The sequence below is a fragment of the Ralstonia sp. NFACC01 genome, from assembly GCF_900115545.1.
Classification (GTDB): Bacteria; Pseudomonadota; Gammaproteobacteria; order Burkholderiales; family Burkholderiaceae; genus Ralstonia; species Ralstonia mojiangensis.
In genome coordinates this window covers 599,016-611,818 of the sequence record NZ_FOWV01000001.1, presented here as the reverse complement: position 1 = coordinate 611,818, position 12,803 = coordinate 599,016, and the positions used below count along the sequence as shown (strand labels likewise).

Annotated in this window: 10 protein-coding genes; 2 read left to right on the top strand and 8 right to left on the bottom strand. The window is 62.3% G+C overall.

Annotation, left to right across the window (positions count from 1 at the left end):
• Window positions 1–314: 314 nt before the first annotated feature.
• The 4 genes from BM136_RS02970 to BM136_RS02955 are packed head-to-tail and all read right to left on the bottom strand — an operon-like array spanning window position 315 to window position 3,462.
• A complete protein-coding gene (locus BM136_RS02970; RefSeq protein WP_092970721.1) occupies window positions 315–1,022 on the bottom strand; it encodes a nitroreductase in 708 nt (235 codons plus the stop codon).
• 16 nt (window positions 1,023–1,038) lie between these two features.
• Complete coding sequence (locus BM136_RS02965; protein WP_092970140.1) at window positions 1,039–1,482, bottom strand: acyl-CoA thioesterase; 444 nt, start codon at window positions 1,480–1,482, stop codon at window positions 1,039–1,041.
• A gap of 58 nt (window positions 1,483–1,540) precedes the next feature.
• The gene (locus tag BM136_RS02960) at window positions 1,541–2,458 is read right to left on the bottom strand and encodes a DMT family transporter (protein WP_092970138.1); all 918 of its coding nucleotides are present in this window, start codon (window positions 2,456–2,458) and stop codon (window positions 1,541–1,543) included.
• Window positions 2,455–3,462 carry a histone deacetylase family protein gene (locus tag BM136_RS02955; RefSeq protein ID WP_092970136.1) on the bottom strand — a complete coding sequence of 336 codons (1,008 nt, stop codon included), beginning with the start codon at window positions 3,460–3,462 and terminating at the stop codon, window positions 2,455–2,457. The genes BM136_RS02960 and BM136_RS02955 overlap by 4 nt, the downstream gene beginning before the upstream one ends.
• A gap of 356 nt (window positions 3,463–3,818) precedes the next feature.
• Between BM136_RS02955 and BM136_RS02950 the strand changes: the two genes are divergently transcribed.
• Both BM136_RS02950 and BM136_RS02945 read left to right on the top strand, forming a co-directional pair.
• Window positions 3,819–4,400, top strand: coding sequence for a phasin family protein (locus BM136_RS02950; RefSeq protein ID WP_024975535.1), 582 nt, complete (start codon window positions 3,819–3,821; stop codon window positions 4,398–4,400).
• A gap of 339 nt (window positions 4,401–4,739) precedes the next feature.
• The gene (locus BM136_RS02945; protein ID WP_092970134.1) at window positions 4,740–5,300 is read left to right on the top strand and encodes a hypothetical protein; all 561 of its coding nucleotides are present in this window, start codon (window positions 4,740–4,742) and stop codon (window positions 5,298–5,300) included.
• A 107-nt stretch (window positions 5,301–5,407) separates the two neighbouring features.
• On the opposite strand, the gene lpdA is transcribed toward BM136_RS02945, so the two are convergent.
• The 4 genes from lpdA to aceE all read right to left on the bottom strand — a co-directional run bounded on the left by lpdA (window position 5,408) and on the right by aceE (window position 12,454).
• Window positions 5,408–7,189, bottom strand: a complete 1,782-nt coding sequence (gene lpdA / locus BM136_RS02940) for a dihydrolipoyl dehydrogenase (RefSeq protein WP_092970132.1) — start codon at window positions 7,187–7,189, stop codon at window positions 5,408–5,410.
• Window positions 7,190–7,247: 58 nt separating this feature from the next.
• Complete coding sequence (locus BM136_RS02935; protein WP_092970130.1) at window positions 7,248–7,820, bottom strand: Ntn hydrolase family protein; 573 nt, start codon at window positions 7,818–7,820, stop codon at window positions 7,248–7,250.
• 105 nt (window positions 7,821–7,925) lie between these two features.
• The gene (gene aceF, locus BM136_RS02930) at window positions 7,926–9,611 is read right to left on the bottom strand and encodes a dihydrolipoyllysine-residue acetyltransferase (protein WP_092970128.1); all 1,686 of its coding nucleotides are present in this window, start codon (window positions 9,609–9,611) and stop codon (window positions 7,926–7,928) included.
• Window positions 9,612–9,763: 152 nt separating this feature from the next.
• Window positions 9,764–12,454 carry a pyruvate dehydrogenase (acetyl-transferring), homodimeric type gene (gene aceE / locus BM136_RS02925; protein WP_092970126.1) on the bottom strand — a complete coding sequence of 897 codons (2,691 nt, stop codon included), beginning with the start codon at window positions 12,452–12,454 and terminating at the stop codon, window positions 9,764–9,766.
• Window positions 12,455–12,803: the final 349 nt, after the last annotated feature.

Sequence of the window (12,803 nt, the reverse complement as noted above, 5' to 3'; positions counted from 1 at the left end):
CGACGCAATTGTCTGCTGTGGCAAAGTTCCAATCGCGAAGAAAGTTGCTTAAGCCGCACATGATGTGCGGTGCGGAATCAGCAACGGACGCTGAAGGTACCCCGTGAGTTCCGTCGCACATGCCGACAATCACGGTTTACAACCAGCCCCAACACTTCCTCACAACACGCGCGCGTCATACGCAGAGTCGCAGATCAAAGTCTAACGATGGATCGGTCGTATCTGTTGACATAATTCGACGACTTTTCACCGCCAATTCTCGCTTTGCGCGAAGATGTGCGCTGTAGCGTGCAGGCTGCGGCGCGATGACGACGTCAGTCGAGGAAGCGAGTGAAGTCGGAGACAGGTGCACGTTCGGTGACGAGGGTGTTCTCGATGGCTGCAGGATTCGCGTAGCCCATCGACATGCCGCAGACGACCATTTCGTCATCGGTCAACCGCAGATGCTCGGCGATGATCCGATGGAACTGGGTGAAAGCAGCCTGTGGACACGTATCGATGCCGCGAGCACGCGCACCCACCATCACGGCTTCCAGAAACATGCCGTAATCCAGCCAGCTGCCCTGCTCCATCACCCGGTCGATCGTGAAGATGATGCCGACCGGCGCATCGAAGAAGCGGAAGTTGCGCGCGTGCTGCGCGTGCATGCGCTCCTTGTCGGCGCGCTCGATGCCGAGCAAGCCATAGAGATCCCAGCCGACCTTGCGGCGCCGACTTTGGTACGGATCAATCCATGTGCGCGGGTAGTACGGATACTCCTCGCGATGCAGCGTATCGGCCTCCGGGTGTTCATACGCCGCCAACACGGATTCGGACAAGCGCGCCTTCGATTCGCCCGTCAGCACATACACCTTCCATGGCTGCGTGTTGCTGCCTGACGGCGCACGGCGCGCCACATCAAGGATCGCTTCGATATCTTCACGCGCCACCGGCGTAGGCAGGAACGCGCGAACAGACCGACGCGACGTGATGGCCTGATCGACAAGTTCGACTTCTGCGGAGGTGGGCCGTCGGTCGGTCATGGCGATGCGCAAAATCTCAAGCAGTGACATTGGAGACAAGCGGCTCGAGCACGGCACGCAGTGCATCCGGCAGCGCCACCGGCCGACGCGTTTCGCGGTCAACGTAGACATGCACGAAATGGCCCTGCGCTGCGGCCTCTTGCGCGTCGCCGCGGAACAGGCCTACCTCATAGCGCACGCTCGTATTGCCCAGGCGCGCAACGCGCAGGCCCGCCACCACAGGGTCTGGAAACGACAACGGCGCGAAGTAGTTACATTGGGTCTCGATGACGAGGCCGATGGTGTCGCTGCGCTCGGGGTTCAGCACGCCCTGCTCGATCAGGTAGGCGTTCACCACGGTGTCGAAGTAGCTGTAATAGACGACGTTGTTGACGTGGCCGTAGACGTCGTTGTCCATCCAGCGCGTGGTGATGGTTTGGAAGTGGCGATAGTCGTCGCGCGTCTGGCGTGGCGTGCTCATGGGCAGCGGGCAGGTGGCCGTGGAAAGTGATCAGGATACGCCAGCCGCTGAGCCTCGGTCACTTGCGGATGACGAGCGCCACACCGCACGCGGCAATCACCATGCCCAACGCAGCGAGCGGCGGAAATCGCTCGCCAAACAGCGCCCACGCCATCACGGCGGTCGTCGGCGGTGTGAGATACAGGAGCGACGTCACCTTGGTGGCCGCGCCTTGGCGGATCAGCACGAACAGCAGCGAGATCGCCCCGATCGACAGCGCCAGCACCGACCACACCAGCGAGCCGATCATCGGCAGCGTCCAATGCACCTCACGCGTCTCAAACACAAACATGAACGGCAGACACAGCAGCGCCGAGGCCCCGAACTGAATGCACGCGCCCATCCGCAGGTCGAACACCGGGCAATGGCGCTTTTGATACAGCGTGCCGACGGTGATCGACAGCAACGCGCCCACGCAAAGCGCAAGCGTCGTCACGCCGACGCCCGCCAGATGCAGCTTGTTGGCCACGACCAGACCCACGCCCGCGGTGCCGCACAGCAGCCCCGCCCATTGTCGGCGCGACACGCGCTCCCCACGTAGTGATACATACAGCGCAGTCAGAATCGGCTGCATGCCGACGATCAGCGCCGTCATGCCTGCCGGCATGCCGAGCTTGACCGCTGCCCAGACGCCCGCCAGGTAGCCCCATTGCATCAGCAAGCCGGCCACCGCGATGTGGCCGACGGCCGCCCAGTCGGTTTCGCCTGTGCCGGCGTGGCGCGGCAGCGGTACGCGCGCCAGCCAGACCAGCGGCAGCAGGCACACCAGCACGCCCACGAAGCGTAAAAACAGGAACGTGATCGGCTCGGCGTACGGCATCCCGTACTTGGCCACGATAAAGCCAGTGCTCCAGATCAGCACGAACAGCCACGGCATGGCGACAAAAAACAGAGAGCCACGCGCTGAGGCTGGCGCGACGGAAGACACTTGGGTCATGCGGAAAGCGGAAGAGAGGTCGATGCGCCAGCGGCCTCGTCGCGTGCTGCCCAGCGCTGTGCGTGGCGGGCAGCCAGCGCGATGGTCTGCGCGTGGACGGCCACGGTATCGTCGATATTGTTGCCGTAGCCGCCCGCCATGGTAACGGCAACCGGTATGCGCCGTTGATACCCGAAATCGAAGACTTCCTGGTCGCGCCGGGCCAAGCCATGCAGCGTCAGCTTGAGCCGGCCGAGCCGATCGCCCTCATGCGGATCCGCGCCGGCCAGATAGATGATCAATTGCGGCTTGAAGCGCCCGGCCAGGATGTCGAGTGCGCCGGTCAACGCTTGCAAATAGTCCTCGTCGCCACAGCCATCGTGCAGGCCGATGTCGAGATCCGACGCTTCCTTGCGGAACGGATAGTTCTTCTCGCCGTGCAGCGACAAGGTGAAAACGGTGGCGTCATCGCGCAAGATCGACGCCGTGCCGTTGCCCTGATGTACATCCAGATCAATGATGGCGACCGGAAAATCCGCCGGCGTCCTGCCTGATTGGCGCTGCATCCAGCGCGAGGCAATGGCTGCGTCATTAAATACACAGAATCCGCCGCCCTTGTCCGCGTAGGCGTGGTGCGTCCCGCCCGCCAGGTTGACGGCGATCCCGTCCGCCAGCGCGGCCTCGCTCGCGGCCATCGTCGCGCCGGCCGACCGGCGGCTGCGCTCCACCATTTCCGACGACCAGGGAAACCCGATCTCGCGCTGGCGCGCCGGGTCAAGCCGACCGGCGCTTACCGCCTCAACATATTCGGGCGTGTGCGCCAGCAGCAACGCGTCGTCCTCGGCGCGCGGCGCTTCATACAGAGACAGCCCCGGCACGTCGGCCAAAACCCGTGCCCGCAGGTCGCTGTATTTGCGCATCGGAAACCGATGGCCCGGCGGCAGCGGCAAAACAAAATGGTCGGTGTAGAAGGCCCGCATGTGAATAACAAATCGCAACGCAACAAAAATGGCACTCGGGCGCATCCTAACCTACGCTGCACTCGTATGTTTTTTGAGACGGAATTACCGCCGGAAGTGGTCAAATGCCTTTCTCCTGCACCACGGACGCGCATTTTTCTGCCACAAAAAATTACACCAAACGGTTGGTCGCGCAATTCCTGTGCACGAAAAATCAACGAATTCTGATTTTTGTGCGATGCACAAAGGACGCTTGACACTGGTTTGACATTCAACAACAATGAAATTGTTGCGATGCACCATCCCTAATTCATCGCGATGTCGCCTGGAAGGCCCGACGCTGACCGTCATGCTTTGTACATCTGGGCGATCTAAATTTTCATTTTGATTCCCCGACCCACCTTTGTATTTGGAGAGACAACATGCTGACTCAGGAACAGATCGCTGCGGCGCACAAGGCCAATCTGGAAACGTTCTTCGGCCTGACCAACAAGGCATTTGAAGGCGTCGAAAAGCTGGTCGAGCTGAACCTGCAAGTCGTCAAGGCTACCCTGGCCGAAAACGTCGAACACGCCAAGAAGGCACTGACCGCTAAGGATGCTCAAGAGCTGCTGTCGGTGCAAACCGCCGCTGTGCAGCCGCTGGCTGAAAAGGTTCTGGCTTACAGCCGCCACCTGTACGAAATCGCTTCGGACACGCAAACCGAATTCAGCAAGGCTGCTGAAGTGCAAATCGCTGAAAATAGCCGCAAGCTGCAAGCGCTGGTCGACAACGTGTCGAAGAACGCTCCGGCCGGTTCGGAATCGGCAGTTGCCCTGGTGAAGTCGGCTCTGTCGGCTGCCAACAACGCCTACGACTCGGTGCAGAAGGCTACCAAGCAAGCCGTGGAGCTGGCTGAAAGCAACTTCCACGCTGCTGCCAACGCTGCCAGCAAGGCAACCGCCCAAGCTTCGGCCCAAGCGCGCGCTGCTACCGGCAAGAAGTCGGCAACGACTGCTGCCTAAGCGCTAGGCTAGCGTAGTTACCCGGTTGTTCAAGCGGGCCTCCCTCGGGAGGCCCGTTTTGTTTTGGCCATCGAGCCACTCCTCCAAACACGTCGTTTGCGCGCATTTGCGCGGAACCGAAACGCACGCCCCGCGGTCCATTCCACCGTGTTCGTTAGATTGTCTCCTCGGTCCCGCTACCGAAACCTGTCCTCAGTGGTGATCAGTGGGTACCTTTAGCCCGGCTTCGGCCGGGTTTTTTATGTGCGCCTGAAACGTCTCTGCCCTTCAAATTGCGAACTTTGCAGGCGGCCAACGCTCCATTCTGTATCGCAGCCCACCGCCCCTCCCCCCTTCCCAATGTCTCGCGAATCCCTCGCCAAGCGAAGTCTGATCGTCGCGGCTGCGCTCATCCTGCTGTTAGAAGAGTGGATCTGGAACGTCATGCAGCGGGCGACTGCTCGCTTGGCGGCCCACCCCTGGGTCCAAGCGGCGGAGCGGAAGTTGGCGCAGCTGGAGCCTATCGAAGCTCTCTGCGCATTTGCCCTGCCTATGCTGGCGTTGTTGCCGTTCAAGCTGGCCGCCGTATACGTGCTGGCGCGGGGCCATCTCATTGCAGGCACCTTAGTTCTGGTCGCAGCGAAAATCGTCAGCACGGGGCTGGGTGTACGCATCTATGCCGCCGTGCGACCGCAATTGCACACGATCGCCTGGTATGCCCGCTGGGAATCCGCCTTCCTGGCTTGGAAGCAGCGCATGGTTGCCACTCTGCAGGCAACGCCGACCTGGCAAGCCCTGCAGGTACGAATTGCCGTCTGGCGTGCCCGTCGACATGGGTTGATACAACAGATATGGCGCCGCCTGATCGCAGCCCTGCGCCTGCTACGTCGGCATCGGCGTCCAGCTGATCCTCGGCACTGACGCGCCGCCACATCGCCCCCAAAAAAAGGGCCGCCCAATCGAGCGGCCCCTCCTTTTTGCCAGCCGGATTTTAGGGTGGCTCCCAAAACATGACGGTTAATTGCATTTCAACGCTTGCGAGTGGGCGGCACGTCCGTGCAAACGCCTTCGTAGATTTCTGCAGCCATCCCCACCGATTCACCCAACGTCGGATGCGGGTGGATGGTCTTGCCGATATCCACGGCATCTGCGCCCATCTCGATGGCCAAGCAAATCTCGCCGATGAGGTCGCCTGCATGTGTGCCAACGATGCCGCCACCGATGATGCGGTGGGTTTCCTCGTCGAAGATGAGCTTGGTGAAGCCCTCGTCGCGGCCGTTGGCAATCGCGCGGCCCGATGCAGCCCAGGGGAACACGCCCTTGCCGTACTTGATGCCCTGCGCCTTGCATTGGTCTTCGGTCAGGCCTGCCCAGGCTACTTCCGGATCGGTATAAGCGACCGACGGAATCTGCTTGGCGTCGAAATACGCCTTCTCGCCGTGCGCAGCTTCGGCCGCCACGTGGCCTTCGTGCACGGCCTTGTGTGCCAGCATCGGTTGACCCACGATGTCGCCGATCGCGAAGATGTGCGGCACATTCGTGCGCTGTTGCTTGTCCACTTCGATGAAGCCGCGGTCGGTCACGGCCACGCCGGCGTTTTCCGCGCCGATGCGCTTGCCGTTCGGAGCGCGGCCCACGGCCACCAGCACCGTGTCATAGCGTTGCGGCTCGGCCGGTGCAGCTTCGCCTTCAAACTTGACGTAGATGCCGTCCGGCTTGGCTTCCACTCCGACCGTCTTGGTCTTGAGCATGACCTTGTCGAAGCGGCTCTTGTTCATCTTGTCCCATACCTTGACGAGGTCGCGATCAGCGCCCTGCATCAGGCCGTCGAGCATTTCCACCACGTCGATGCGGGCGCCCAGCGTGCTGTACACCGTGGCCATTTCCAGGCCAATGATGCCGCCGCCAATGACCAGCATCTTGGCCGGCACTTCGCGCAGCTCCAGCGCGCCAGTCGAATCGACGATGCGCGGATCTTCCGGAATGAACGGCAGCTTCACGGCCTCGCTACCCGCAGCGATGATCGCCTTGGCGAAGCGGATGACCTTCTTCTCACCGGTGGTCGCTTTGCCGGCGCCATCCGTCAGCTGCACTTCCAGATGGTTCGGGTCGAGGAACGTGCCGATGCCGCGCACGACCTGTACCTTACGAGCCTTGGCCATGCCGGCCAGCCCGCCGGTCAGCTTGCCGATGACGGATTCCTTGTGCTTGCGCAGTTGGTTGATATCAACCGTGGGCTCGCTGTAGACAATGCCGTGCGCGGCCATGGCCTTGACTTCGTCCATGACTGCCGCCGTGTGGAGCAGCGCCTTCGACGGGATACACCCCACGTTCAGGCAAACGCCGCCAAGCGTGGAGAAACGCTCCACCAGCACAGTGTTCATGCCCAGGTCCGCACTGCGGAAGGCTGCCGAGTAGCCGCCCGGGCCGGAGCCGAGGACGAGCATGTCACATTCGATGTCGGCGCCGCCAGCGTGCTTCGCCGCCTGCGGCGCGGGTGCCGATGCTGCCGGTGCGGCAGCAGGCGCTGCGGCCGGAGCCGGTGCTTGAGCAGGCGCCGGAGCAGCAGCCGCGCCGGCTTCAGCCGTCGCGATTACCGTGCCCTTGCTGACCTTGTCGCCCACCTTGACCTTCACGTCGACGATCTTGCCGGCCACGTCCGACGGCACTTCCATGCTGGCCTTGTCGGATTCCAGCACGATCAGCGACTGCTCGGGCGCCACGGTATCGCCCGCCTTGATCAGCACTTCGATGACTTCCACCGCATCGAAATCGCCGATGTCCGGCACCTTGATTTCCACCACGCTCATTCCTGACTCCTTGTTCTTGTCGTCGGCACCCGGCTTCGCCCGGGCCCGCTGACGCTTTTCAATCCTGCAGACGGACTGTGTGCACCTCGATCGGGCCGCCCGAACTCTTGTCGAACTCCACGCCTGCGGACACGCCCACCCGTGCAACGTCCGCCGCCGACTTGCCCGGCATATCGAACACCGCCGACATGGCACCCAGTGCAAAGTTGCGCCCCGAACCGATGCCCCAAAAACGGTCGAACGCAAACACTTCGCGGTACGAATAGACGCCGTAGATGCCGGTTGCGTTGGCGATCAGACAGGTGATCTGTGACGACTCGTAGGGGTCGTCGTCGTCTTCCTTGGTGTTCACGAAATACTCGTCCTTGAGCTTTTCATGCACCTTGAGGAAGGTCCGGAAGACGTCGTCACGCGTGCCGAGGCGGCACTCATCTGCCAGACCCGCCAGCAGACTCCGCATGACCGGGAAGTGGGCCGTCGTGCCCGCCAGCGCGATCAGAGAATCGCCCACCTGGAAGATCTTCTGGTTCTGCTCGTAGCCACGCGCCAGGCGCGTATCGCCGAACGTCACCAGTGAATCGGCCGCAATCGCCACTTCGCCGTCTTTCTTGACCACCACGCACGTCGTCATGTCGTCCTCGCCATCAGTCCACTGACCAGTCCGCCGACCGCTGCAAACCCAACCGGGCCGGCACGCACAGGCCCGAAGCCAGATGCGTGCCGCGCCCGCGTGGGCTTACAGGCTGACGCGGCGGAAGTCCGCCAGCACGCTGGCCAGATACGCGTTGAAGCGTGCAGCCTCCGCGCCGTCGATCACGCGGTGATCGTACGACAGCGACAGCGGCAGCGTCAGGCGCGGCACGAATTGCTTGCCGTCCCAAACGGGCTTCTGATAACCACGCGACAGGCCAAGGATGGCCACTTCCGGTGCGTTGATGATCGGCGTGAAGTTCGTGCCGCCAATACCACCCAGCGACGAGATCGAGAAGCAGCCGCCCTGCATCTGGTCCGGTTTGAGCTTGCCTTCGCGGGCTGCCTTCGACAGATCGGCCATTTCCTTCGCGATGTCGATCAGGCCCTTCTTGTCCGCATCGCGGATCACCGGCACCACCAGCCCATTCGGCGTATCGGCTGCAAAACCGATGTGGAAGTACTGCTTGAAGACCAGGTTGTCGCCGTCCAGGCTCGCGTTGAACGTCGGGAATTTCTTCAGCGCGCCCACGACCGCCTTGATCACGAACGCCAGCATCGTGAACTTCACGCCGGCCTTTTCGTGGTCCTTGTTCATCTGCACGCGGAAGGCTTCCAGCTCGGTGATGTCCGCTTCGTCGTTGTTGGTGACGTGCGGAATCATGACCCAGTTGCGGTGCAGGTTTGCGCCGGAAATCTTCTTGATACGCGACAGCGGCTTGGGATCGACCGGACCGAACTTGGTGAAGTCGACCTTCGGCCATGGCAGCAGGTTCAGCTCGCCACCGCCGGCCGGTGCACCCGCGGCAGCCTTGCCCGGTGCCGCGGCCTGACCGCTCATCACACCCTTGACGTAGCGCTGCACGTCTTCCTGCGTGATGCGATTCTTCGGACCTGTACCGCCCACGAGATTCACATTGACGCCCAGCTCACGCGCGTACTTGCGCACCGAGGGGCTGGCGTGGGCCGCCTTGCCGACCGTACCGACGGTATCGGCGGTGTACGTAGCGGGCGCTGCGGCCGGAGCAGCTGCGGGCGCAGCCGCGGGGGCCGGGCTCGGTGCAGCGGCAGCCGGTGCGGCTGTGGGTGCCGGTACTGGAGCTTGCGCAGGTGCCGGCGCAGCGGCAGCACCGCCCGCACCCTCCAGCACGACGATCAGCGTGCCTTGCGACACGGCATCGCCCACCTTCACGCGGATTTCCTTGACGGTACCGGCGGCCGGCGACGGCACATCCATCGTGGCCTTGTCGGACTCAAGCGTGATCAGCGACTGCTCGGCTTCCACCTTGTCGCCCACCTTGACGCTGATCTCAATGACCGGTACGTCGGTGTAGTCGCCGATGTCCGGCACCTTCACCTCAACCGTACCGCCACCCGCAGCAGCGGGCGCTGGGGCCGGAGCTTGTGCGGCAGGTGCGGGCGTCGGCGCCGCAGCGGCCGGAGCCGGTGCGGGTGCCGCTTGAGGTGCCGGGGCGGGCGCGGCGGCAGCGCCCTGCTCTTCGAGCAGCAGCACCAGCGAGCCTTCCGACACGGTGTCACCCACCTTGATCTTCACTTCCTTGACGACGCCGCTCTTGGGCGAGGGCACGTCCATGGTCGCCTTGTCCGATTCCAGCGTAACCAGCGAATCTTCGGCGTTGACGGTATCGCCCGCCTTGACCAGCACTTCGATCACCGGGACGTCTTTGTAGTCGCCGATGTCCGGCACCTTGATTTCTACGACTTGACTCATTCTTCTGTCTCCAGAGGGTCTGGCGGCGAGAGCATCCGGCGGCGGACACGCGTTGCCCCGCAGGCTACCGCATCGTGCAGGCAAATGCACGTTGCGGGAAGTCTGTCGGGGCGGTGCCCGGCCGGACGCAACCCGCGCGCCCGGCGGCTCCGTTATACGGTCATCGGGTTGGGCTTGTTCGGATCGAGGTTGTACTTCTTCAGTGCCTCGGCCACCTTTTCGCGGGGCAGCACGCCTTCATCGGCGAGCGCCTTGAGCGACGCGACCGTCACCCAGTAGCGGTCCACCTCGAAGAAGTGGCGCAGCTTCTCGCGGGTATCCGAGCGGCCGAAGCCGTCGGTGCCCAGCACCACGTAGCGACGCGGCACAAAGGCGCGGATCTGCTCGGCGAAGGTACGAACGTAGTCGGTCGAAGCGATGACCGGACCGCGTGCGTTCTTGAGCAGCTTCTCAACGTGCGACTCGCGTTGCGGCTCGGTCGGGTTGAGCAGGTTCCAGCGCGCGATGGCGTTGCCTTCGCGGGCCAGCTCGGTAAAGCTCGGGCAGCCCCACAGGTCGGATTCGACGCCCCAGTCCTTCTTGAGCAGATCGGCAGCGGCAATCACTTCACGGAAGATCGTGCCCGAACCCAGCAGTTGCACGCGCGGTGCGTTGCTGTTCTCGACGCCCTTCTTGAACTGGTACATGCCCTTGATGATGTCGCCCTCGACACCCGCCGGCATTTCGGGGTGCTCGTAGTTTTCGTTCATCACCGTCAGGTAGTAATAGACGTCTTCCTGCTCGACATACATGCGACGCAGGCCGTCTTGCATCACCACCGCCAGTTCGTACTGGAAGGTCGGGTCATACGAGATGCAGTTCGGGATCGCAGCGTGGTACACGTGCGAATGGCCGTCTTCATGCTGCAGGCCTTCGCCGTTCAGCGTGGTACGGCCAGCGGTACCGCCCAGCAGGAAGCCGCGCGAGCGCATGTCGCCAGCGGCCCAGCAAAGGTCACCGATACGCTGGATGCCGAACATCGAGTAGTAGATGTAGAACGGGATCATCGCCACACCATGCGTCGAATACGACGTGGCGGCGGCGATCCAGTCGCACATGGCACCGGCTTCGTTGATGCCTTCCTGCAGCACCTGACCCGTCTGCGATTCCTTGTAGAACATCAGCTGGTCGTGATCCTGCGGCACGTATTTCTGGCCTTCCTGGTTCCAGATACCGACCTGACGGAACAGACCTTCCATGCCGAACGTACGCGACTCATCCGGCACGATGGGCACGACGTGCTTACCGATGTTCTTGTCCTTCAGCAGGATGTTCAGAATGCGCACGAAGGCCATCGTCGTGGACACTTCGCGGCCTTCGCCGGTGGCCTTGAGCAACGCGTCGAACGCAGCCAGCGCGGGAATCTGCAGCGGGTCAGCCTTCTGACGGCGAGCCGGCAGGTAGCCACCCAGGTCCATGCGAGCCTTGCGCATGTATTCGAGTTCCTTCGAGCCTTCTTCGAACTTGACGTACGGAACGTGCTCGAGCTGGTCGTCGGCAACCGGAATGTTGAAGCGATCACGCAGCTTGCGGATAGCGTCCACCGGCATCTTCTTCTGCTGGTGGGCGATGTTCATCGCTTCGCCCGCCTCACCCATGCCATAGCCCTTGATGGTCTTGGCGAGAATGACGGTCGGCTGGCCCTTGTGATTGCTCGCCGATTGGAACGCCGCGTAGATCTTGTGCGGGTCATGGCCGCCGCGGTTCAGCGCCCAGATGTCGTCGTCGGACCAATCGGCCACCATGGCCTTGAGTTCCGGCGTGTTGAAGAAGAACTCGCGCACATAAGCGCCGCTCTTCGACTTGAAGGTCTGGTATTCGCCGTCGACGCATTCCATCATGCGGCTCATCAGCAGGCCCTTCGTGTCGCGGGCAAGCAGTTGATCCCAGCGGCTGCCCCAGATGACCTTGATGACGTTCCAGCCAGCGCCGCGGAATTCCGATTCCAGCTCTTGAATGATCTTGCCGTTACCGCGCACCGGACCGTCCAGGCGCTGCAGGTTGCAGTTGATCACGAAGACGAGGTTGTCCAGCTTTTCACGGCCGGCCATGCCGATTGCGCCCAGCGATTCCGGCTCGTCGGTTTCACCGTCGCCCAGGAACGCCCAGACCTTGCGGTTTTCCCAGTTCTGGATCAGACCGCGGCTGGCCAGGTACTTGGTGAAGCGCGCCTGGTAGATCGCCATGATCGGGCCCAGGCCCATCGACACGGTCGGGAATTGCCAGAAATCCGGCATCAGCCAGGGGTGCGGGTACGACGAGATGCCCTTGCCGTCCACTTCCTGGCGGAAGCTGTCGAGTTGCTCCTCGCTCAGACGGCCCAGCAGGAAGGCGCGCGAATACACGCCCGGCGCCGAGTGGCCCTGCACGAAGACCATGTCGCCGCCGTGCTTGTCCGACGGGGCGTGCCAGAAGTGGTTGTAGCCGACGTCATACAGCGTGGCCGCCGAAGCGAACGACGAGATGTGGCCGCCGACGTTGGTGTCCTTGTTCGCGCGCAGCACCATCGCCATGGCGTTCCAGCGCGTATACGAGCGGATGCGGTGCTCAATTTCCTGGTTGCCAGGAATGCGGTCCTGGTTCTCGACCGGGATCGTATTGATATAGGGGGTTTCTGCGTGCAGCGGAGACGTCACGCCGTTGATGCGTGCGTATTCGATCTGCTTGTCGAGGAGGAACGCCGCGCGTTGCGGGCCTTCCGCGCCGATGACGCCTTGCAGCGCCTCCAGCCATTCCTTGGTTTCCTGGGGATCAGCGTCGCTGGCGCTCGTGGCACCCAGGACTTGTTCTGGTACGGCCGACATGGCGGTCTCCTTGGTAGCAGTAACGGTAGTTGCGTCTCTTGTGAGGCACCCCACTGCCGCGCGCGTCCGCACGCACGCACGCAGGGAGCCACCCCGACTTTTGCGCTGATTCTATGGGCACCCGCAAACGCAGCACAAGCGGAATTTTCAAATTGCGATATGGTTTTTTATAATGTGGAATATTGCCGCAACGCAAAACAAATCACTTTTGACATTGCGGTGCAGCATTTTCCGAGCGAACGAGACAGCTCACCAATCGGTTTCCCCAAGCGACCCGCAAGTTGATTGCCGTTACACTTGGTTTTGCGCAGTTGCACAGATGCCCACTCCTTTACCTCCGCAGAATTCC